The 22,331-nt window shown below is 40.2% G+C and carries 19 protein-coding genes; 13 read left to right on the forward strand and 6 right to left on the reverse strand.

The window, feature by feature from the left end; genetic code table 11:
• The 4 genes from JKG64_RS17355 to ilvA all read left to right on the forward strand — a co-directional run bounded on the left by JKG64_RS17355 (position 1) and on the right by ilvA (position 5,127).
• Positions 1-1,467, forward strand: coding sequence for an ATP-binding cassette domain-containing protein (locus tag JKG64_RS17355; RefSeq protein ID WP_210355562.1), 1,467 nt, complete (start codon positions 1-3; stop codon positions 1,465-1,467).
• 4 nt (positions 1,468-1,471) lie between these two features.
• Positions 1,472-2,545 (forward strand): 3-isopropylmalate dehydrogenase, encoded by a 1,074-nt coding sequence (gene leuB, locus JKG64_RS17360; protein ID WP_210355563.1) that lies wholly within the window; start codon positions 1,472-1,474, stop codon positions 2,543-2,545.
• 76 nt (positions 2,546-2,621) lie between these two features.
• Positions 2,622-3,776 carry a 2-isopropylmalate synthase gene (locus JKG64_RS17365; RefSeq protein WP_210355564.1) on the forward strand — a complete coding sequence of 385 codons (1,155 nt, stop codon included), beginning with the start codon at positions 2,622-2,624 and terminating at the stop codon, positions 3,774-3,776.
• Between the two features lie 97 nt (positions 3,777-3,873).
• Positions 3,874-5,127 carry a threonine ammonia-lyase IlvA gene (gene ilvA, locus JKG64_RS17370; RefSeq protein WP_210355565.1) on the forward strand — a complete coding sequence of 418 codons (1,254 nt, stop codon included), beginning with the start codon at positions 3,874-3,876 and terminating at the stop codon, positions 5,125-5,127.
• 45 nt (positions 5,128-5,172) lie between these two features.
• Here the strand turns inward: ilvA and JKG64_RS17375 are convergent, their stop codons facing one another.
• On the reverse strand, positions 5,173-7,635 hold the full coding sequence (locus JKG64_RS17375; RefSeq protein WP_246512654.1) for a S9 family peptidase: 2,463 nt from the start codon (positions 7,633-7,635) through the stop codon (positions 5,173-5,175).
• A gap of 419 nt (positions 7,636-8,054) precedes the next feature.
• Between JKG64_RS17375 and JKG64_RS17380 the strand changes: the two genes are divergently transcribed.
• The 4 genes from JKG64_RS17380 to nrdF all read left to right on the forward strand — a co-directional run bounded on the left by JKG64_RS17380 (position 8,055) and on the right by nrdF (position 11,888).
• Complete coding sequence (locus JKG64_RS17380; protein WP_133585671.1) at positions 8,055-8,291, forward strand: glutaredoxin family protein; 237 nt, start codon at positions 8,055-8,057, stop codon at positions 8,289-8,291.
• Positions 8,292-8,322: 31 nt separating this feature from the next.
• The gene (gene nrdI / locus JKG64_RS17385) at positions 8,323-8,730 is read left to right on the forward strand and encodes a class Ib ribonucleoside-diphosphate reductase assembly flavoprotein NrdI (protein WP_210355566.1); all 408 of its coding nucleotides are present in this window, start codon (positions 8,323-8,325) and stop codon (positions 8,728-8,730) included.
• Entirely contained in the window at positions 8,690-10,795 is a 2,106-nt protein-coding gene (nrdE, locus tag JKG64_RS17390) for a class 1b ribonucleoside-diphosphate reductase subunit alpha (RefSeq protein WP_133585672.1), read from the forward strand. The genes nrdI and nrdE overlap by 41 nt, the downstream gene beginning before the upstream one ends.
• A 106-nt stretch (positions 10,796-10,901) precedes the next feature.
• Positions 10,902-11,888: a class 1b ribonucleoside-diphosphate reductase subunit beta gene (gene nrdF, locus JKG64_RS17395; RefSeq protein WP_210355567.1), complete on the forward strand. Its 987-nt coding sequence runs from the start codon at positions 10,902-10,904 to the stop codon at positions 11,886-11,888.
• A 69-nt stretch (positions 11,889-11,957) separates the two neighbouring features.
• Here nrdF and JKG64_RS17400 read toward each other — a convergent pair whose 3' ends face one another.
• Positions 11,958-13,673, reverse strand: coding sequence for a GMC oxidoreductase (locus JKG64_RS17400; RefSeq protein ID WP_210355568.1), 1,716 nt, complete (start codon positions 13,671-13,673; stop codon positions 11,958-11,960).
• Between the two features lie 5 nt (positions 13,674-13,678).
• Entirely contained in the window at positions 13,679-14,155 is a 477-nt protein-coding gene (locus JKG64_RS17405) for a gluconate 2-dehydrogenase subunit 3 family protein (RefSeq protein WP_210355569.1), read from the reverse strand.
• A gap of 437 nt (positions 14,156-14,592) precedes the next feature.
• Here JKG64_RS17405 and JKG64_RS17410 point away from each other — a divergent pair, with 437 nt between their 5' ends.
• The 5 genes from JKG64_RS17410 to rpsU all read left to right on the forward strand — a co-directional run bounded on the left by JKG64_RS17410 (position 14,593) and on the right by rpsU (position 19,400).
• Complete coding sequence (locus JKG64_RS17410; protein WP_210355570.1) at positions 14,593-15,204, forward strand: fumarylacetoacetate hydrolase family protein; 612 nt, start codon at positions 14,593-14,595, stop codon at positions 15,202-15,204.
• A 5-nt stretch (positions 15,205-15,209) separates the two neighbouring features.
• On the forward strand, positions 15,210-16,934 hold the full coding sequence (locus tag JKG64_RS17415) for a M23 family metallopeptidase (protein WP_210355571.1): 1,725 nt from the start codon (positions 15,210-15,212) through the stop codon (positions 16,932-16,934).
• Positions 16,935-16,975: 41 nt separating this feature from the next.
• Entirely contained in the window at positions 16,976-17,434 is a 459-nt protein-coding gene (gene bcp, locus JKG64_RS17420; protein WP_210355572.1) for a thioredoxin-dependent thiol peroxidase, read from the forward strand.
• Between the two features lie 26 nt (positions 17,435-17,460).
• Complete coding sequence (locus tag JKG64_RS17425; protein ID WP_133585679.1) at positions 17,461-18,930, forward strand: glycine--tRNA ligase; 1,470 nt, start codon at positions 17,461-17,463, stop codon at positions 18,928-18,930.
• A 278-nt stretch (positions 18,931-19,208) separates the two neighbouring features.
• Positions 19,209-19,400 carry a 30S ribosomal protein S21 gene (rpsU, locus tag JKG64_RS17430; protein WP_133585680.1) on the forward strand — a complete coding sequence of 64 codons (192 nt, stop codon included), beginning with the start codon at positions 19,209-19,211 and terminating at the stop codon, positions 19,398-19,400.
• A gap of 63 nt (positions 19,401-19,463) precedes the next feature.
• On the opposite strand, the gene JKG64_RS17435 is transcribed toward rpsU, so the two are convergent.
• From JKG64_RS17435 to argB, 3 genes are all read right to left on the reverse strand, one after another.
• Positions 19,464-20,522, reverse strand: a complete 1,059-nt coding sequence (locus JKG64_RS17435) for a M20 family metallo-hydrolase (RefSeq protein WP_210355573.1) — start codon at positions 20,520-20,522, stop codon at positions 19,464-19,466.
• Positions 20,523-20,529: 7 nt separating this feature from the next.
• Positions 20,530-21,330, reverse strand: coding sequence for a pyrroline-5-carboxylate reductase (gene proC, locus JKG64_RS17440; protein ID WP_210355574.1), 801 nt, complete (start codon positions 21,328-21,330; stop codon positions 20,530-20,532).
• 172 nt (positions 21,331-21,502) lie between these two features.
• Positions 21,503-22,300, reverse strand: a complete 798-nt coding sequence (gene argB / locus JKG64_RS17445; protein WP_210355575.1) for an acetylglutamate kinase — start codon at positions 22,298-22,300, stop codon at positions 21,503-21,505.
• Positions 22,301-22,331: the final 31 nt, after the last annotated feature.

Consider the following 22,331-nt stretch of genomic DNA (forward strand, 5'->3'; position numbering starts at 1 on the left):
ATGACTGAACCTTTTGTCTCCATTCATCAATTGACTGTCCAATACAAGAATCAAAATGTATTGCATGGTCTTTCTTTGGTATTGAATAAGGGGGAGCATCTCCTACTCGGTGGCGAAAGCGGGTCTGGAAAAACTACATTAGCAAAGGCAATAGCGGAAGTAGACGGTAAAGAGGAGCATATCAAAATTAATTTTGACTCCGACAGTCTACTTCCGGCAAAAGCCATATACATCTCGAGTTGGTACCAGTTTACCAACCTGGAAGGTGACCGCAACTTCTACTACCAACAGCGCTATAATAAACATCAAGGTCAAGATACGCTGACGGTACAGGCGGAGTTGGAACACTATGCCCGACAGGAAGGATTAGACCTCGCATCTATTGAAGACCGCATCAAGGCATTGGGCTTTGAAGACACCAAACTGTCGCAGCTGATTGAATTATCTAGCGGCGAACATAAAAAACTACAACTCATTAAAGGTTTGTGGTCAAAACCGCAATTACTATTAATTGATGACCCTTACACTGGATTGGACGCGCAGTCTAGAATTACTTTGAATGCCTGGCTGGACGACCTCGCCCAAGAGGGGGTGCAGCTGATCCTGATCAGTAATGACCAGCAACTTCCCGAAGCAATCAATCGATTTGCCCACATAGTAGATGGTCAAATCCATGATGTAGAAAGTTCTGGCAAACTGTCAAAAAGTAAGGGCAGAACACGGATGAAACTTCCGGATTTCTTATCCGAAATGCCCAACGCTCCCTATAAGACGATTGCTAGTCTCAAAAATGTGTCAATACGCTACGGAGAGAAAGAGGTCTTAAAGGATGTATCGTGGGAGGTTAAGGTTGGTGAGAAATGGTTGCTACAGGGGCCTAATGGTTCTGGAAAGTCAACTTTATTAAGTTTAATCAATGGGGACCATCCGCAGTCTTATGGATTGGACATCTCCCTTTTTGACAACAAACGTGGCTCAGGCGAAAGTATCTGGGACATCAAAGAGAAAATTGGGATTATTTCACCTGAAATGCACTGGTATTTTGACCAGAATGCAACAGTATGGCATACCATAGCATCTGGGTTTTATGATAGCATCGGGTGGTTTGTGGATGTAAAATTTCAGGAGAAGCAGAAAATAGAGGAATTATTAGCCTTTTTCGGGCTGAGTGAGTTTAAAGACCAGCTACTCGTGACGCTCCCTCTAGGCAAGCAACGATTGGCCCTACTGGCTCGAACAATCATCAAAAACCCTCCTCTGCTAGTGCTGGACGAACCTTGTCAGGGGTTAGATACAGAGCAGACCCAATATTTTAACGATGTCGTCGACGAACTGGCTCATCACGGTAAGACACTCATCTATGTGGGTCATTACGAGAGCTTACTTCCGTCGTGCATCGAACATAGAATTGTATTAGAGAAAGGCAAAGTTAAAGCCATAGAAGATATATTAGAAAACGTTGAATAGTATAATGAAAAGAAACATCCTAATTATTCCAGGCGATGGAATTGGACAAGAAGTTACAACTTGGGGCAAACAAGTATTAGAAAGTATTGCTCAAAAATATAACCATGAATTTGTTTTTGATGAAGCTATCATGGGACATACTGCTATAGAAGCAACAGGTGACCCACTTCCTCAAGAAACATTGGAAAAAGCGAAAGCATCGGATGCCATTCTTTTTGGCGCGATAGGCCACGCTAAATATGACAATGATCCTTCTGCTAAAGTACGTCCAGAACAAGGATTGCTTAAAATACGTAAAGAGTTAGGTCTCTATGCCAACCTACGCCCGATATTATTATTCGATGAGCTACTGGATGCTTCTAGCCTAAAACCAGAAGTGTTACGTGGAACGGATATTTTATTTTTTCGCGAATTAACAGGGGACGTGTACTTCGGCGAGAAGAAACGCAATGAAGACAATACCTTTGCCTCCGATTTAATGAACTACCACCGTTATGAAGTGGAGCGCATCGCACGAAAGGCGTATGAAGCTGCACGCACACGTAGTAAAAAGTTATGCTCTGTAGATAAAGCCAATGTTTTAGAGACATCCCGTCTGTGGAGAGAGGTAGTCCAAGAAATAGCGGCAGAATATCCGGATGTAGAAACAGAACACATGTTTATTGATAATGCGGCGATGCAACTGGTCAAAAATCCAAAGAAATTCGACGTAGTGCTTACAGCTAATCTATTTGGAGATATTCTGACGGACGAGGCATCACAGATAGCAGGTTCTATGGGCATGCTCGCTTCTGCTTCAATTGGAGATGGAACTGGGTTTTTCGAACCTATACATGGATCGGCTCACGATATTGCAGGACAGAACAAAGCTAATCCATTGGCTTCTATTCTTTCAGTTGCCTTAATGCTGGATATCGCATTTGGATTACAGGATGAAGCAAAAGCTGTCACATCCGCTGTCGCAGATACACTGAAAGCAGGTTGGAGAACGGGTGACATTGCCAATAGTAGCACGCCTCAAGACAAGATCTTAGGAACGAACGAAATGGGACAGAAAGTACTGGAGTTTATTAAATAGTAATGAGATATGAGTAAGAGGTAATGAGATTTTATTACATTTTACTTTTGAATTTTGACTTTTAAATTTGAATATTATGTTACACGATCCTAATCATTTATACATTTTTGATACCACATTAAGAGATGGCGAGCAAGTCCCGGGCTGTCAGCTCACAACGACAGAAAAAATAGAAATTGCTAAAGATCTGGAAAGCCTAGGGGTAGATGTCATCGAAGCTGGATTCCCTGTTTCGAGCCCCGGAGATTTTCAGTCGGTGGTAGAGCTTTCAAAGGCCGTAAATGATGTTATCATCTGTGCTTTGACCCGTGCTAATAAAAATGATATAGACGTCGCAGCAGAGGCTTTAAAGTTTGCTAAACGTCCTCGTATCCATACCGGCATCGGTTCTTCGGATATGCATATCAAATATAAATTCAACAGTACACGTGAAGAAATCCTAGAAAGAGCGGTTGCGGCAGTAAAACACGCAAAGTCTTACGTAGAAGATGTCGAGTTTTATGCAGAAGACGCTGGCCGTGCTGATTTAGAGTTTTTAGCAAAAATGGTAGAAGCAGTTATTGGAGCGGGAGCTACAGTAGTGAACATACCGGATACAAACGGATACTGCCTACCTGACCAATACGGTGCTAAGATCAAGTACCTGACGGAGCACGTCAGCAACATCGATCAAGCTATCATTTCGGCACACTGCCATAATGATCTTGGCCTGGCTACAGCAAATTCTATCGCTGCAATCCAAAACGGGGCCCGCCAGGTCGAATGTACGATCAATGGTATCGGTGAGCGTGCTGGAAACACCTCTCTGGAAGAAGTTGCTATGATATTAAAAGTACACAACCAAACATTTGGTGGCTTGACTTCAAATATCAATAGCAAAATGTTTACCTACCTATCGAGAAAGGTATCGGACATGATGAACATGCCTGTACAGCCTAATAAAGCTATCGTAGGACGCAATGCTTTCGCACATAGCTCGGGTATACACCAAGATGGATTCTTAAAACACCGTGAGAACTATGAAATCATCCGTCCTGAAGATGTCGGATTGGAAGAAGCAGACATTATCCTAACGGCACGTTCGGGTCGACATGCCTTGAAGCATCACCTAGAACGCTTAGGACACCACCTCGATAAGGATACGTTAGCTAGCACTTACGAGCGCTTCCTAACATTAGCAGATGCGAAAAAAGACATCAATGATACAGATTTGTTGTCATTAATGAAATAGACTGGCTAGCGAGGACGATATATCAATCCTCGCTAACCTCTCCTATCTACATCTGGCTCTCTAACACACAATCACCTAAACAAACGAATTTCAAACAATGAGCTTAGATTTATCTACATTGGCTATAAACAGCCAGCTTGCAGCAGACAGAATAAAAGAGGTCGTAACGCGAACTCCATTACAATATAATCTTCATCTATCTGAAAAGTATGGTGCTGATATCTATTTGAAAAGAGAAGATCTACAAATTGTCAGATCTTACAAACTACGGGGTGCTTTTAATAAAATCAGCAGTCTCACAGAAGAAGAGCGCTCACGAGGCGTCGTCTGTGCAAGTGCTGGAAACCATGCCCAAGGGGTCGCTTTTTCATGTAAGAGACTTAATATCAAAGGTGTCATATTCATGCCCGGTCCTACACCACGACAAAAGATAACACAAACTGAAATGTGGGGTAATGGAAATATAGAGATTGTGTTAGTAGGAGACACTTTTGATGATTGTCAGAAGGGAGCATTGGAATATGCCAAGGAACATGACATGACCTTTATCCCACCTTTTGACGACCTTAAGGTCATCGAGGGACAAGGAACAGTCGCGGTGGAAATCCTGGAAGACCTGCCGACCGCAGATGTAATCATACTGCCTATCGGAGGCGGGGGGCTATCTTCGGGAATTGGGTACCATATCAAAACGCATACACCTCATATTCAAATCTACGGTGTAGAACCCGAAGGAGCTCCATCTATGCAAGCTGCTATTCAAAATAATGGCCCAATAGAGTTAGAACATATCAACAAATTTGTAGATGGCGCTGCTGTAAAAAAAGTAGGAGTACTTAATTACGAGATTACAAGTCAGCTGCTCGATGGTCTGAAGTCTATTCCAGAAGGAAAGGTGTGTACGACAATCTTGGAGCTATATAACAAGGATGCTATTGTCGTGGAGCCTGCTGGTGCACTATCTATTGCGGCGTTGGAATTTCACAAAGAGGAGATAAAAGGAAAAAAAGTCGTCTGTATCGTATCTGGAGGGAACAACGATATCGATCGGATGAGTGAAATTAAGGAGATGTCCTTATTATACGAGGGATTTAAACATTACTTTATCGTACGTTTTCCACAACGCCCAGGAGCATTGCGATTACTCGTCACTGAAGTACTAGGCCCTAAAGATGATATTACTCGTTTTGAATACATCAAAAAGACAGAACGGGAACGTGGTCCTGCATTAATAGGTATTGAACTCAATGATCCTAAAGATTACACTACATTCATTGAAAAATTAAAAGCGTATAAATTTGACTTCATAGAAATTAACAAAGATCAAACACTTTTCGAGTATTTGGTATAATACGAAAAAAGAAGGCTATCGTATGACAGCCTTCTTTTTTTGTTATTACTTCCCTTTTAGATGTTTCTCTAAAAATTGGTCTTGTTCCCACAGTAGGTGAAAAATATTTTCCTTAGCGGCATAACCATGTGACTCCCGTGGCAAAATAACCATCCGTACCGGAGCACCAAGATTCTTCAAGGCTTGGAAATAGCGTTCCGTCTGTAAAGTAAAAGTTCCAGGATTATTATCTGCGGCGCCATGCACCAACAACATCGGGGTCTTCATACGATCTGCGCTCATAAATGGTGACATCGTCATATAAAGTTGTGGATCGTCCCAGAAATTGCGTTGTTCACTCTGAAAACCAAAAGGTGTCAGTGTCCGATTATAGGCACCGGACCGAGCTATACCAGCAGCAAAAAGATTCGAGTTGGAAAGCAAGTGGGCTGTCATAAATGCACCGTAGGAATGTCCTCCTACAGCTACCTTTTTACGATTGATATATCCCAATTTATCGACAGCGTCAATAGCAGCCTCCGCATTTGCTACAAGCTGTGGGATAAAAGTATCATTGGGTTCCTGTTTACCCTCTCCTACAATTGGGAACGCAGCATTATCTAAGACGGCATAGCCCTTAGATACCCAGTAAATGAAAGAACCGTAGCTAGGAAACGTAAATTCCTTAGGATTGGCAGTGCTCTGCCCGGCAGTATTTTTGTCTTTATACTCACGTGGGTAAGCCCAGATAAGCAAAGGTAGTTTTTCCTTGCTACTGACATCATAGTCTGCTGGGAGATACAATGTACCAGAAAGTGTTACTCCATCATTCCGCTTATAATTCAACACCTCTTTATGAACCTTCTCAAGTGCTTTGAATGGATTTTCGATATTGGTTACCGCAACCTGCTTACCGGTTTTAATATTCTTACGGTAAAAGTTAGGGTACTGCGTAGCAGATTGCAACGAAATTAAGATATCACCTTTTGCAATGTCGATAACCTGAGATATCCGTTCCTGGAGCTCAGACTCTTTAGCGACATAAAGACGGTTTTTCTTTAGCGTCTTAAGGTTCAACTCGTCTATAAATGGAAACTCACCCTGCTGTGTAAAACCATCTCCTATGAAATAAGCTTTATGTTTTTGGATATACATCGTGTAGGTTCCGAAATTGTTTTTATCACGAAAAACATTCCCCGGATCGGAATACACATCCTGTCTGTTCCGATCTGCTATTACTTGGCTATGACCTGTAGTTGGATTCAGAAGGAAGGTTTTAACATTCCGAGTATCGTACCATTGCGAGGAGACTAAAGCATAATTATCATCGCCCCAAACAATCCCAGAGAAGCGATCCTTAATCTTCATAAGTGAGCTAGGAGCAGTTTCAAACGGGAAATCCCAAACGAAAAGCTCGTCTCTAAACTCGGTCTGCTTATTAGCGTCTCCCCCATCTAAAGCTTCAACAAAAAACAAACTAGCAGGTTTATCCAGACGCCAAGCTAAAGACCGCTTTCCAGCGCGTGTAGATGAGAACCCCTTAGGCATTATCTCTAATAAGGGGATATCGTTTACCTTCTTTATCAACCGACCTTCTAAGTCATACACAAAGGTTTCTTGGGGAAAGGAATTATAGCCTACAAGATAGGAAAATGGCTTGCGGAGTTCGGATACCAAGACGTACTTTCCATCGGGCGAAACGGTACTCTGAGTATACATGGCAGCAGGTAAGAACTGGCGTTGCTCGCCTTTCAAATTCAACCAAACCAGTTCAGAAGTAGATAATGTCTCAAAATCTTGTTCATCCTGCGGGTTTTTCAACAAATCCTGATAGGTCCGCAGCTGTGATATTTTCCCATCACTGGTCGACACTACTGGTCCTTTGGGCAAATCTTTGCTATGATCAACTAAGTTTTTGACAACTGAAGGGCGTCTACTGATTAAAAGTTGATCCGTATTACGAATCCACTGATAGGGTGCATCCAAGACAGCATTCAACACGTAGTCAGTCAACTGCCGAGCAACCTGTGTCTCCACATCAATCACCCACAAAGAAAGACCGGTATCATTAGTATGTGTAAAAGCGATGTTCTTACTATCGGGAGAGTATGTTATATTAGCTATCAAGGCGTGAGCAGGCAAACCGCTTATGGCATACTCCTGGCCTCCTTCTGCAGATTTCAAACGAAGATTATCAAAATAGGTTTCCGTACTCGATATACTCGCCTTTGCGTTTATTCTTAATCCAGCAAGCCTTAACTCTTCTTGTCCAAGCTCGTCTAAAGTTTTGTAAGTAGGTCTATACATAAATAGTACCCACTTTTTGTCAGGACTCAGCTTAATAGCAGGAGGCCGCTGATAGTCCGCCAATGCCATAATCTCAGAAGATGGTTGTTGGAAAGTAACATTCTCTTGGGCATATCCTTTCGAAAATAAGCTTAACAAGGGAGTTAGCAACATTACTGCTACTAAGCGTGAAATAAAATTACGGTGAGGGTTCATTAAAAATAAATTAGGTACTTTCATCATAATACATACTGGTCTGTAAACTTAATGATTCTTATTTGTTCTTCTAAAAAACAGGACTTATAATATACATAATTTTCTTAATATCTACACTAATTTCACCTGTTTTTTGACATTAAAAATACCGAAAAAACACACAGTTTAGACTTGTAGATTTAAGTTTACAAAAGCAATTTTAAAGTTATCAACATAGATTAACTACTGTATCACAGTAATTTAATAAAACAACCGCCCTACCACGAGCATTTTGGACGTCTTTCTACTTTGAGTGTGGAAAAGTATGGCTACCTCTCCGGATTAAAATGTAAGATATTTGTTCTTGTTAAGAGTGTCACTCTTCAATAATCAGCGTTTTTTTTACACTTCGGTAAACTTGTCTCCACTATGAAGGAAACTGTTTACGACCAAACTTACATAATAACATGGCAAGAATCATCAAATTTGAGAAAAACGATTGCGCTCCATGCGATCAAGTGTCGGCTTACTTAGATAGAAAGGGTATTTCGTACGAAAGAGTTAATCCGTTTGATTCCCCTGAGTTAGCTGTTAAGTTCAAAGTACGTACTGTCCCTACAGTTATTGTTTTGGATGGTGAAGAAATAAAACATCGCATTATTGGATTCAATCCACAAGAGCTAGAAAACGCTATCGCACAGTAACAAATAAAAGTCATCATAAAAAAACAAGGTTATGATACATTTATATTTTGACAGCAAGACCGGAAATGTACAGCGCTTTATCGATAAAGTGGTTCAGATAACCGGATGGCAAGCCATCAAGATTCAAAAAGATATGATCATCGAAGAATCTGGACACCTTGTCACTTTTACGACCAACTTTGGAAAAATCCCGCCATTGACGGAAGAGTTTCTTACGCAAAATAGCAGCAGATTGTTTTCTGTAACTTCTAGCGGTAATCGTAATTGGGGCAGAAACTTTGCAGTAGCCGCGGATAAAGCCGCTGCGATATATGAAATTCCGTTAGCATTCAAATTTGAGCTATCGGGCACAATGGAAGATATAAATCAATTTATAGAAATAATTAAGAATCAATACTATGATAGCAAACGAGGTAGCAAAAAACTGGATATTGCTTAATAACGAAATCATGATTAAGCATGATGACGAGTATAGCCTTCACAAAGACAAAGAGGCTGTACGAGCTTATTTCCTGGAATATGTAAACAAAAACACTGTTTTCTTCTATAACTTAAAAGAGAAAATAGATTATTTAGTAGAACATAACTACTACATCAATTTCTATCAATGGTTTACATTCGAAGAAATGGAAGAGGTATTTAACTATGTATATGCCAAAAAATTCCGTTTCGAGTCCTTTATGGCCGCATTCAAATTTTTCCAAAGTTATGCGTTAAGGGATGATTCGGGTGAAAAATTCTTGGAGCGTTATGAAGACCGCGTTGTCGCTGTTTCGTTGTTTCTAGCCCGCGAAGAAGGCGTGAAGAAAGCGATCGAATACGCCGAGATAATGATCAATCAAGAATATCAGCCTGCTACCCCGACTTTCTTGAATGCTGGAAAAAAACGCTCCGGCGAATTGGTTTCTTGTTTCTTGGATGAAATTGGAGACAATTTGAATGGTATAGGTTATGCTGTTGATTCGGCAATGAAATTATCTTCTATAGGAGGAGGCGTTTCTTTCAATATTTCGAAAATACGTGGTCGTAGTGAAGCAATAAAGGGTGTCGATGGACGCGCTGGAGGTGTATTACCAATCATGAAAATCATGGAAGATACATTCTCGTACGCCAACCAACTGGGACAACGTCCTGGAGCAGGGGCTGTATATTTAAACATCTTCCACTCTGATATTGAAGAGTTTTTAGACTGTAAAAAGATCAACGTAGACGAGAAAGTACGTATCAAATCTCTTTCTATCGGTATCATCATACCTGATAAGTTTATGGAACTGGCAGAAAAAGATGAACCAGCATATTTGATTTACCCACACACTGTGGTGCAAGAATATGGTCAATATCTAGATGAAATGGATATGGACTTGATGTACGACGAGTTGATTACAAATCCTAATGTAAAGAAGAAGAAAATCAACGCTCGCCACATGTTGGTAAAGATTGCTCAAACGCAAAAAGAATCAGGCTACCCTTATATTTTCTTCAAAGAAAACACGAATAAAGAACACGCATTGAATGGCTTAGGTAAAGTAAAATTCTCTAACCTATGTACAGAAATCATGCAGATATCAGAAGTATCTGATATCAATATCTATGGTAAAGAGGATACTATCCGTTACGGTATATCTTGTAACCTTGGTTCATTGAACATCGCCACTGTGATGGACAATAAACGTATCAAAGAAACCGTAAAAACAGCGATGCGTGCACTTACGGTAGTAACAGATGTAACGGACATCGAAATGGTACCTTCCATTGCTAAAGCAAACCGTGAATTACACTCGGTAGGTTTAGGTGCGATGAATTTACATGGATTCTTAGCAAAAAGCTTCATCATGTATGAATCTCATGAGGCTTTAGACTTTGCGAATACGTTTTTCATGATGATGAACTACTACTCGCTAGAAGCGTCTATGGAGATTGCAAAAGAACGTGGTAGAACATTTGTAGGCTTTGAAAAATCAGCATATGCAGATGGAACCTATTTTGACAAATACCTAAATAGAGACTACCTTCCGACGACAGACAAAGTGAAGGAACTGTTTGATGGTATTCATGTCCCTACAATCGAGGATTGGCAAAATCTAAAAGCACAAGTTGCTGAACACGGAATCTACCATGCATACCGTTTAGCAATTGCGCCGAACCAATCTACTTCGTATATCATGAATGCAACTGCTTCTGTAATGCCGATTGTAGATATTATCGAAGTGCGCGAATATGGAGATAGTACAACTTATTATCCAATGCCATATTTGACTAATGACAACTATTTCTATTTCAAATCGGCATATGACATGGATCAAATGAAGGTCTTAAAGCTGATCTCAGTTATCCAACGTCACATTGATCAAGGTGTATCTACTATTCTTCATACCAACTCAAAAGATAGTACACGCGATTTAGCAAAGTATTATATCTATGCACATAAATTAGGACTGAAATCATTATACTATACACGTACGCGAAAATCAACCATCGAAGAGTGTATTTCTTGCTCAGCCTAATAGCATAAAGATATACGAACTTAGGTTCGAAATAACACACAACAAATCGGGAGAATCCCACAACAAGGCTTCTCCTGATTTTTACTTTTTAATTCTTAATTAGTACATGAACAAACAATTTACAGCCGTCAACTGGAATACACCTGATAATGATTATGCACTCATGTTCTGGGAGCAAAATATCAAACAGTTCTGGATTGACACAGAATATATACCCTCTAAAGATATCGATAGCTGGAAAGGCTTAAGCTGGGACATGAAAGAGTGCTATAAAAAGGCACTAGGCGGATTGACCTTGTTGGATACGCTACAAAGTCACACCGGTATGCCTAAGATTATAGACCATATCGACTCCTTACAGAATAAAGCAGTACTTTCGTATATGTGTATGATGGAAGCAATACATGCGAAATCGTATTCGACTATATTCACAACAGTATCTACAACCAACGAAATCAATGATGTATTTGGCTGGGTGTCGCAAAACAAATTCTTACAATTTAAAGCCAATACTATCGATAGCTATTATCGTGGTATAGACAAGCAAAATCCTACGGACGAGGAGCTGTTTATGGCCTTGGCTGCTTCTGTTCTGTTAGAATCTTTCTTATTTTACTCTGGTTTCTTCTTACCGCTATGGTTGTGTGGTCAAGGACAGATGGTGGCGTCTGCAGATATTATCAAAAAAATCGTTGCTGACGAATCCATACATGGTGTATTTGTAGGATTAATGGCTCAAGAGGTATTCGCTAAATTGCCGAATAAAGAACAAGTAAAACAGCGTTTCTTAGATCTTCTTAACGAGCTTTATGAAAACGAAATCAAGTATACGGAGGAACTGTACACTGTAGTCGGATTGACTTCTGAAGTAAAGGAATATGTTCGCTACAATGGAAACAAAGCTTTGATGAACCTTGGTTTCGATCCTATCTTTGAAGTAAAACAGGTTAACCCTATTGTATTGAACGGATTAAATACCGAAACAACACAACATGACTTCTTCTCGAAGAAATCAACGAACTATGAGAAATCTATGGAAATCGTTCATCTAAAACATGAAGATTTTGAAATGGATGCGACAGTAAATATCTAACTGTCTTCTATACTTATATAAGAAAAGGCCTCGATCTAGATCGAGGCCTTTTCTTATATAAAAAAATAGTTATAGATTTCCTTTTTTCATCTCACTCACGGCGTAATCAACAGATCGAGCAGAAAAGGCCATATAGGTCAAAGAAGGGTTTTGTGTAGAAGTAGATGTCATACAGGCGCCATCAGTAACAAATACATTCGGTACGGCATGCATTTGATTCCATTTATTCAAAACAGAGGTCTTAGCATCATGGCCCATACGCACGCCTCCCATCTCGTGAATATCCAGTCCTGGGGCCTGCCAAGCTTCATCTCTTCGAATATTACTAAAGCCTGCAACCTTGAACATTTCTTCCATTGTATCTAGATAATCACGCTTCATCTTGTTGTCATTCTCATCGTAATCGATCGAAATCTTTAACAACGGAACTCCCCAATCGTCTTTCTTATCTGTATCCAACGCGACGTAACTAGTAGCCTTCGGGATAGTCTCTCCCATCATATGTGACCCTACCGTCCAATTGCCCAACTGTGGGTTCAATAATGATTCTTTTAATTCTTGTCCTAATCCGGATTGCATAGACTGCGCAGAACGCGAAGCACCAAAACCTGCAGCATAACCGCGCAGATAGTCTGTCTCCTGATGATGTAAATTTCGAAAACGAGGTATATACCCGCCCCCAGCCGGATTTCTACCGGCTGTCTTATAATCCAACAAGCCTTCGTACTCGGCATATACGCGTGCGCTATAGTTATGGAAAGCCACATACTTGCCTAAGGTCTCACTATCATTTCCCAAACCACTCGGAAAACGATTGGAAATAGAGTTTAAGAGTATCAGATTGGTATTTATCGCAGCCGCATTTACGAAAATTATTCGAGCATAGAACTCGATTTCCTCTTTGGTATTACGGTCTATTACTTTAACCCCTATGGCCCTGCCCTTGCCCTCATCATATAGAATAGAATGTACGACGGAGTCGGGACGTAATGTCATTTTACCAGTCTTTGCCGCCCAGGGCAATGTCGACGAATTAGAGCTGAAATACCCTCCAAAAGGACAGCCTCTTTGACAAAGTGTGCGATTCTGACATTGTGTTCTGCCTTGTTGGATATGTATGGGTTGTGGTTGAGATATATGAGCGCATCGGGCCGATATAACCTTGCGGCCCGGGTATTTTCCTTCAATGGATTGCTTAAAATACTTCTCTACGACGTTGAGTGGGTAACCGGGCAAGAACTCGCCATCCGGTAGTTCGGGCAAACCATCTTTGTCTCCTGCAATCCCCGCAAAGCGCTCCACATGATCATACCAAGGCTTTAAATCCGCGTAACGAATTGGCCAATCTACCGCAAATCCATCACGGGCAGGTCCCTCAAAATCCAAATCAGACCAGCGCTGCGTCTGTCTGGCCCATAAAAGGGATTTACCCCCGACTTGATACCCTCTAATCCAATCGAAAGGCTTATCCTGAATATAAGGATGCTCTTTGTCTTTAACGAAAAAATGTGCAGCATCCTCATGAAATGCATAGCATTTGCTCACAACAGGGTTTTCCTGCTTCACCTCGTAAGGTAACTCATTACGATGTTCAAACTCCCAAGGATACATATTTGTGGTAGGATAATCCTTGATATGCTTTACCTTCCGTCCCCTTTCTAAAACCAATGTTTTCAAGCCTCTTTCACAAAGCTCTTTAGCGGACCATCCGCCACTTATACCTGAACCAATTACAATAGCGTCATAGGTTCTATCTTTCTCCGAATCTATATTTAGGTTTGCCATATTATTTATGCATTAACTTTTACAGCTCCATCATAACGACCCGGAACTAGTTCGTAAATCAACTTATTTTTCATGACGTACTCCGAGTTAAGATAGCCCTGGAGTGTTCGTCTTTTTAGGATATTGAAGAAGACATCTTCTTTTAAATTCTGTAAATAGGCTACGCGTTCGGCTTCGGTTTTCAAACCTGCTTTCCGAGCTTGCTCCAATCCGTTTATAAAAGCTTCTTGATCTTCGGGACTATGGCAATCATCCACCATCTTCATTACAAAAAGATGCAAATTCAAATCCTTTGCTCCTGGCGAATCAGTCTTCGGAATGATAGCCTCCACTAAATCTCCAATGAGCGCTTCGTCGTCGGCAGACAGTTTGATATGCTGTAGTTCGATAGACGCACCATCACCACTTCCGGTACAGGAAGACGCTATCATAAGCCCACCTGCCACGATAAAGAGTTGTTTTATTGCTGTTCTTCTATTCATAATATTGAAACGTAGAATCTAATTTAAGTATTTTTATCAGAAAAACGTTTTAGCAAACAGTGTTTTAAACACATTTTTTAAGTTACACATTAGAAAATGTCTTACCAAAAAGCTTCTATTGGATATAAAATCATTTTTGGTTAAGTTTGTTTTAAGTAGATTTTCTAAAAAACATACATTAATTGTAATGTGAAACACCCCATAACTAAATATCGGGAACACATACCAGCTTGTAAAATAATACGCGCATGATATCATACACAAACGACTGCGAGATAGTAAACACACCATCCTTAATAAAAAAACATAACGTTATATCAGCTATCCTTGCCAAGGGAAGCGTAGAGAAAAGAGTTTTAGAAAAAATAATCGCTACAAGTTTATAACAACAAAGTACAAATCGATCTGCCAACCGACAGACCATAAATATTATATATATGAAAATAATAGCAGTAGGCCGTAACTATATTGATCACGCCAAAGAATTAGACAATCCTGTACCCGATCAACCTGTTATCTTTTTAAAACCTGATACCGCGGTACTCAAAGACAACAAAGACTTTTATATCCCTGATTTTTCAAAAGATATTCACTATGAGTGTGAACTTGTCGTTCGTATATGTAATGAAGGCAAACACGTTTCTAAAAAATTTGCTCATAAATACTATGATGCTATTGGTCTTGGTATTGACTTTACGGCACGTGACTTACAAACACAACTCAAATCAAAAGGCCTACCTTGGGAACTTGCAAAATCCTTTGACCATTCGGCTGTAGTAAGTCCACTTATACCAAAAGAGGAATTTGAGGACCTGAGTGCCATTAAATTTTCCTTAACGAAAAATGGTGAAGTGGTACAGTCCGGGAATACCGCTGACATGATTTTCGATATCGACACCTTGATAACATTTGTATCGGGATACATTACATTACGGAAAGGCGATTTAATATACACAGGAACCCCTGCTGGCGTTGGGCCAGTAATCATTGGAGACAAACTAGAAGGATTTATAGAAAACAGACCGATGTTCTCTACACATATCAAATAAATAGCATGAGAAAAATACCGTATCTGATTCTACTCCTGCTTTTGCAGACAAGCCTATCTATTGCCCAGAATAAGGGTCTCATTACATCTCGTAACTATCCGCAAGGCTATTTTCGAAACCCGCTGAACATCGCAATGGATGCCTCAGGTACATTCGGAGAATTGCGTTCGACACACTTTCATGCCGGAGATGACTACCGCACGCAACAAAGGACAGGACTGCCATTGCATGCCGCAGCTGAGGGGTATGTATCCCGTGTACGTGTGCAGATAGGTGGAGGCGGAAACTCGGTGTATATCGACCACCCTAATGGCTATACATCGGTATACCTACATATGGAGGACTTCAACGAAGTACTGACAAATATTGTACGAGCAGAACAATATAAACAACAACGCTTTGATGTAGATATAACCTTAAATAGAAATCAAGTTGTCATGAGCAAAGGCCTATTGATTGGTCGTGCTGGCAATTCTGGAGGATCTGGAGGTCCACACCTACATTTTGAGATAAGGGATACCAAGAGCCAGAATCCTTTAAATCCCCAATTGTTCGGTTTAAAATTTGTCGACAACTTCAAGCCTACGATTAATAGTATCATGCTTTATGACTTGAATAACCCCTTATTCAATGAAAATACACCACGAAAGTCTCTAGCGGTGAAGGCTGTGCGAGCTGGAGAATATACCCTGACTCAAAGCACCCCATTATTGGTCGATGGGCAATTTGGTCTCGGAATCAGTGCTGTCGATAGACATAGGGCTGGTGGTTTTCAAAATGGAGTTTATTCTATTGAGTTGCTGATTGACGGAAAAGCTGTATCAACGGTGGTGTTTGAAGAATTGGATTTTAATAGCTCCCGGGGCATACATTCTTATATTGATTATCCTTACTGGAAAAAAACAAAGGTAAAGATCCAAAAAAGCTTTAAGGATCCTGGGAACCCTATAGAAATCTTCAAAACACTTCCCGAGAAGAGAGGATTCGAACTTCAAGAAAAAAAGGTTTATGATGCAAAGTATGTTGTCAAAGATATCGCTGGAAATAGTAGTGAACTGAATTTTAAAATTGAAAGTACAGGAAGTACAAAAAGAGCTCCTTACAAAGCTACGGGGACACAGTTCTTTAAATATGATAAAGTGAATTCCTTTGAGCGTAATGATGTAAAAGTCAATATCCCCGTAAAGGTACTCTATGATGACTTAGATTTTGAATACGGTACAGCGCCAACACCAGCCAATGGATATTCTATTGTACACAAGATTCATAATAATCTTATTCCTGTATTCCAATCTTACAATCTGGCCATAAAACCAACCACCCTACCTACACACCTACAAAGTAAAGCCTTAATAGCATCGTTAGAAAACGGGGCTGAGGGCGGAAGTTTTGAAAACGGTTGGGTATCGGTCAATACCCGTAATTTTGGGAACTTCTACGTCGTTGTAGACACAATCGCTCCCGTAATTACGCCTCGGAATCTGACTTCAGGAAAGAATGTTGCTGCACAACGAAAGATTGACTTTACCATAACAGACAATCTCTCCGGAATACAGTCGTTTAATGGTTACATCGATGGCAAATGGGTATTGATGGAGTACGACTCTAAGAATAGACATCTATGGCACACATTTGATCCTTCCCTAACAAAAGGGACACATAGCTTCAAACTCGTTGTTCGGGATTGGAAAGACAATGAAAAGGTTTACGAGGCTAGTTTTATTAAATAAGATTTCATAATTTAGGTGGTTAGCCTATTAATTTATACGACATGTCAGAATTGAAAATTGGAGATCAAGCTCCTGCGATTCACGCGAAGAATCAAAGTGGGGAAATGATAAACCTGTCCGACTACAGTGGAAAAAAGGTCATCTTATATTTTTACCCGAAAGACAATACACCCGGCTGTACCACTGAAGCCTGCAACTTTCGAGACAACTATCAATCCCTCTTAGGAAAAGGGTTCGAAATATTGGGAGTAAGTATCGATAGTGAACAGTCCCACCAAAAGTTCATTAGTAAATTTGAACTTCCTTTCAATTTGCTGGCCGATGAAGATCAGAAAATTGTCAATGATTATGGAGTTTGGGTAGAGAAGAACATGTATGGTAAAAAGTACATGGGAACAGCTCGAACCACCTTCGTTATCGACGAAAAAGGAAAAATAGAACATATCATCAAGAAAGTGGATAACAAGAATGCTTCTCAGCAGATTCTTGATTTATATTAGTTTAATCTTTTATATATTTGCGCCTTATGAGTAAGCAAACAGACGATTTATTTAAAAATATAGTATCACATGCCAAAGAATACGGTTTCGTATTCCAGTCGAGTGAGATCTATGATGGCCTTAGTGCGGTGTATGATTATGGTCAGCTAGGTTCTGAGTTAAAGAACAACTTAAAGACCTATTGGTGGAAATCCATGGTGCAATTAAATGAGAATATAGTAGGTATAGACTCTGCTATATTTATGCACCCTACAATATGGAAAGCATCTGGACACGTCGATGGATTTAACGATCCGATGATTGATAATAAAGACTCCAAAAAACGCTACCGCGCAGATCAGCTTATCGAAGACAAAATCGATCGTTATGAAAAAGATGGAAAATCAGATAAAGCGGCACAGCTCCAGAAAGATCTTGATGACGCACTGAACAACGATGATCTAGCGCGTTTGAAAACTATAATTGAAGAGCATAATATCGTCTGTCCTATCTCTGGAACTAAAAACTGGACTGATGTCAGACAATTTAACCTTATGTTTGCTACCCAAATGGGAGCTATGGCAGATGGCGCTGAACAAGTTTATCTACGTCCTGAGACCGCACAGGGTATCTTTGTAAACTTTCTAAATGTCCAAAAAACAGGCAGAATGAAAGTTCCTTTTGGTATCGCGCAAATTGGTAAAGCTTTCCGTAATGAAGTTATTGCCCGTCAATTTATCATGCGTATGCGTGAGTTTGAACAGATGGAGCTACAATTTTTCGTACGTCCTGGTACAGAACTGGAATGGTATGAAAAATGGAAAGAGACACGCTTAAAGTGGCATTTGGCCTTAGGTTCAGATCCTGCCAAATACCGTTACCACGATCACGTTAAATTAGCGCACTATGCTAACGCGGCAGTTGATATCGAGTATGATTTCCCTTTTGGCTTTAAAGAAGTAGAAGGAATACACTCCCGTACAGATTTCGATCTAAAACAGCACCAGGAGTTCTCCAAGAAGAAGATGCAATATTTCGACCCAGAGATAAATCAAAACTACATCCCTTATGTTGTAGAAACATCTGTAGGATTAGATCGTTTATTCCTAACGGTATTCGCTAATTCACTGGTACATGAAGATCTATCTACGGAAGAGAAACAAGACTCTAGAGTGGTATTAAAATTCCACCCCGCGATAGCACCGGTAAAAGCAGCTATCTTTCCGTTGACTAAAAAAGACGGTCTTCCAGAAAAAGCCAGAGAAATCATGAACAAATTGAAGTTAGACTTCAATATGCAGTATGATGAAAAAGATGCCATTGGTAAACGCTACCGTCGCCAAGATGCAATAGGAACACCTTATTGTATTACCGTGGATCATCAAACGCTAGAAGACAATACGGTCACAATCCGTCACCGTGACAGCATGGAGCAGGAACGTGTCGCTATCGACCAACTAAGAACTATAATCGGAGACTTAGTGAGCTGGAATAACCTGTTAGATCAGTTATCATAGATTCTAAAATTTAGCCCTTTCTGGGGATCCTTATAGAGCACGCACTATATCTAGTGCGTGCTTTTTTTGACCCAACCTACTTGTTGTGAGCAACATATTCCACCTGCCCCACACAAGACCAACCTTTCTAAAGCTACTTTCTTTTCTCAAAGCAGAAAAACAAGCTTTCTTGGGAGAATAGAACCATTAAGAATAGCCAGATTATTTGCAAATGTCAATGCTAAACAGTATATTCTTAGTTCATCATTTAAAGGGAAAGAAAGGAGGTATAATCGTAAATGATCATTGTTAACGTCAAAGAAGGCGAATCTTTAGACCGCGCACTTAAGCGCTTTAAGAAAAAGTTCAGTAATACAGGTGTGTTAAAGGAACTACGTGCCCGCCAGGCTTATGAAAAAAAATCTGTAGCTAAGCGGACACAACGAAAAAAAGCTATATATAAACAATCTCTTAATCAAGAGAATATGTAAAGCTATAAAAAACAACAGCGAGTCATAGGCTCGCTGTTGTTCTTATAATATAATCGAGGAAGGCTAAAGAATAACCTCTTTCAACAACTGTATATAAAAATCGATTCCAGCAGCAATTTCAGCTTCATATATAAACTCGTCGGCGGCATGAGATCGCGCCGAATCTCCTGGTCCAACTTTCAAGGAGGGAATCGGCAACAATGCCTGATCGCTCATAGTCGGGCTACCATATATTTTCTTTCCAAACTTCAACCCTGCTTTAACGATAGGATGGTCCACAGCTATAGTCGACGGGTTTAAACGCGTGGATCTTGCTGTCACTTCCGATTTAATGTTCTCACGAATAATAGCTAAAACTTCCTCATTCTGATAAACATCGGTAGTCCGCACATCTACAACGTATCTACATGTTGCAGGCACAACATTATGCTGCGTACCCGCGTCGATCATTGTCACAGACATTTTAACAGGCCCCAAGAATTGAGACTGCTTCGAAAACTGGTATGTTCTAAACCAATTGATATCCTCAACTGCTTTATAAATAGCGTTGATTCCCTCTTCACGTGCCGCATGCCCTGATTCTCCATGTGCTACACAATCCAAGACCATCAGTCCTTTCTCGGCAATCGCTAAATCCAGCAAAGTAGGTTCACCAACAATTGCAAAATCGCAGGGGACAATATGTCTATAGGCCTCCTCAATCCCATTTTTACCAGAAATCTCTTCCTCTGCTGAAGCAATTAGGCATAGATTGTATCTTAAATTTTCGACATCATAAAAATGAATAAATGTAGCTATCAAAGAAACTAAGCACCCACCAGCATCATTACTACCTAATCCATATAGTTTTCCTCCCTCACGGAGTGGTGAAAATGGATCTTTGGTGTAACCAGGATTTGGCTTGACCGTATCATGATGGGAGTTTAGTAAAATAGTCGGCTTATCTTTATCGAAAAATTTATTGTAAGCAATCACATTATTCCCGATACGCTCAATAATGGATACCCCTCGAGCATCTAGAAAGCTGGCTAATAGCGTAGCCGTATCTTCTTCCTCTTTACTAAAAGAAGGAATAGATATCATTTTCGACAGCAGTTCAATACTGTCGTCAATCAATAACATCAACCCGCTATTCATTATACAGACCACCTGCCTTTAGAGCCGAAAGCTTGATTCCTTTTATAAATGCTGAACTGAAGCCATTGTGCTCCATTTCATTCAATCCTGCAATAGTACAGCCTTTCGGAGAAGTCACCTTATCAATCTCACTCTCCGGATGATTATTTGTCTGTAACAACAAATCTGCTGCTCCTTTGGCCGTTTGAACAGCCATTTTTAGGGCATCATGTGCGTGAAAGCCAATCTCAACACCTCCTTGAGAAGCAGCCCTTATAGCTCTTAAGAAAAAGGCTATTCCACAAGCGCATAATGCGGTAGCAGATGTCATCAGGTCTTCATTAATCACTACAACCGAGCCTACAGACTCAAAAATACGCTCTACCTTAGCAATAGCATCGCTTGGGGCATTATCTGTAGCAATACAAGTCATGGACTGCCCTATCGCAATCGCCGTATTTGGCATGGCACGCACCACAGTACAATCCTCCCCCAATATTGCTTTAACATCCTGACAGGAAACACCCGACGCTACTGAAACAACAAGTTGACCTTTGCTAAGGCTACCAGCGATCTCCTCCATCACTTTTTTTATCTGTTGTGGGAGTACTGATAATACGATTATATCTGCATCTTGAATAGCTTCCTTATTATTGCTACTTGTTCCAAAACCAAGAGACTTTTCCTCCTCTAAAGCGGCAATAGAACGTCTTGTTAATACAATTTCCTCTGGGCGGTAGTACCCAGTGCTTACCAATCCCTTTGCAAGGGAAAAACCAATATTACCAGAACCAATTATAGTGAGCTTATTCATATGTAAATAATTATCTTCGATGAGCTCGCAAGCTCGGTTTGTATTTCAGTTACCATTAACTTGTGCCGATTGTCTTCGACTAACTCCTTGCGTCGCTTTATCGGAATGGAATATCCAGATTATCCCAAATGGTACGCTCGTGGATATTCCATACTAAATGAGACTAGACTGCCTATTTTATAACCAGCCGCGTACCAAATTTTTGTTGTTGAAATAAATGTAAATTAGTGGCATTGCCAATATACACGGATTTTACACCTTTATTAATAGCTTCAAAAGCATTCTGTAGCTTCGGAATCATCCCATCACTGATAACGCCTTGTTCCTTATAACCCTCAAATTGCTTGGCTGTAATTGTCTCAATAACCGAATTGTCGTCCATAACATCGGTCAACACACCATTTTTCTCAAAACAGTATATTAATGAGGTATCGTACAATCCTGACAAAGAAGTGGATAATGCTGAGGCTATCGTATCTGCATTGGTATTTAACAACTGTCCGTTTCCGTTATGAGTAATCGCAGAAAAAACCGGAGTAAATCCAGCCTCCAAAAATTTCTTTATCGCTGGTACATTTACCGAATCGACCAAGATATCACCCACAAAACCGTAATCAATTTCGCGAACAGGGCGTTTTACTGATTTAATTACATTTCCATCAGCCCCACTAAGGCCTATCGCATCGCACTGATACTTTTGCAGACTGGCTACGATCCTTTTATTCGTCAACCCAGCATACACCATAGTAACAACGTCCAGCATCTCCTTATCAGTAACCCTTCTTCCTTCGACCAATTTAGCTTCGATCCCCAACCTAGAACCTAGGCGAGTAGCAATTTTTCCGCCACCATGTACCAAAATCTTTTTACCTGGTATAGCGGCAAATTTCTCTAAAAAAGCCTCTAACTGAATATTATCATCAATTACATTGCCCCCTATCTTAATAATATTCAATGTACTATTCGACATAATTTAATTTAAAAGTCAAAAATTAAAAACA

Source organism: Sphingobacterium tabacisoli (assembly GCF_017908035.1).
In the GTDB taxonomy this organism is placed as follows: domain Bacteria; phylum Bacteroidota; class Bacteroidia; order Sphingobacteriales; family Sphingobacteriaceae; genus Sphingobacterium; species Sphingobacterium tabacisoli.

Bases quoted from the DNA above. Each gene is read 5' to 3' on its own strand.
- ilvA (WP_210355565.1), top strand. From the start codon at position 3,874: ATGAGCTTAGATTTATCTACATTGGCTATAAACAGCCAGCTTGCAGCA.
- JKG64_RS17410 (WP_210355570.1), top strand. From the start codon at position 14,593: ATGAAAATAATAGCAGTAGGCCGTAACTATATTGATCACGCCAAAGAA.
- rpsU (WP_133585680.1), top strand. From the start codon at position 19,209: ATGATCATTGTTAACGTCAAAGAAGGCGAATCTTTAGACCGCGCACTT.
- proC (WP_210355574.1), bottom strand. From the start codon at position 21,330: ATGAATAAGCTCACTATAATTGGTTCTGGTAATATTGGTTTTTCCCTT.
- JKG64_RS17375 (WP_246512654.1), bottom strand. From the start codon at position 7,635: ATGATGAAAGTACCTAATTTATTTTTAATGAACCCTCACCGTAATTTT.
- JKG64_RS17365 (WP_210355564.1), top strand. From the start codon at position 2,622: ATGTTACACGATCCTAATCATTTATACATTTTTGATACCACATTAAGA.
- JKG64_RS17425 (WP_133585679.1), top strand. From the start codon at position 17,461: ATGAGTAAGCAAACAGACGATTTATTTAAAAATATAGTATCACATGCC.
- nrdI (WP_210355566.1), top strand. From the start codon at position 8,323: ATGATACATTTATATTTTGACAGCAAGACCGGAAATGTACAGCGCTTT.
- JKG64_RS17400 (WP_210355568.1), bottom strand. From the start codon at position 13,673: ATGGCAAACCTAAATATAGATTCGGAGAAAGATAGAACCTATGACGCT.
- bcp (WP_210355572.1), top strand. From the start codon at position 16,976: ATGTCAGAATTGAAAATTGGAGATCAAGCTCCTGCGATTCACGCGAAG.
- JKG64_RS17380 (WP_133585671.1), top strand. From the start codon at position 8,055: ATGGCAAGAATCATCAAATTTGAGAAAAACGATTGCGCTCCATGCGAT.
- argB (WP_210355575.1), bottom strand. From the start codon at position 22,300: ATGTCGAATAGTACATTGAATATTATTAAGATAGGGGGCAATGTAATT.
- JKG64_RS17435 (WP_210355573.1), bottom strand. From the start codon at position 20,522: ATGTTATTGATTGACGACAGTATTGAACTGCTGTCGAAAATGATATCT.
- JKG64_RS17415 (WP_210355571.1), top strand. From the start codon at position 15,210: ATGAGAAAAATACCGTATCTGATTCTACTCCTGCTTTTGCAGACAAGC.
- nrdF (WP_210355567.1), top strand. From the start codon at position 10,902: ATGAACAAACAATTTACAGCCGTCAACTGGAATACACCTGATAATGAT.
- leuB (WP_210355563.1), top strand. From the start codon at position 1,472: ATGAAAAGAAACATCCTAATTATTCCAGGCGATGGAATTGGACAAGAA.
- nrdE (WP_133585672.1), top strand. From the start codon at position 8,690: ATGATAGCAAACGAGGTAGCAAAAAACTGGATATTGCTTAATAACGAA.
- JKG64_RS17405 (WP_210355569.1), bottom strand. From the start codon at position 14,155: ATGAATAGAAGAACAGCAATAAAACAACTCTTTATCGTGGCAGGTGGG.
- JKG64_RS17355 (WP_210355562.1), top strand. From the start codon at position 1: ATGACTGAACCTTTTGTCTCCATTCATCAATTGACTGTCCAATACAAG.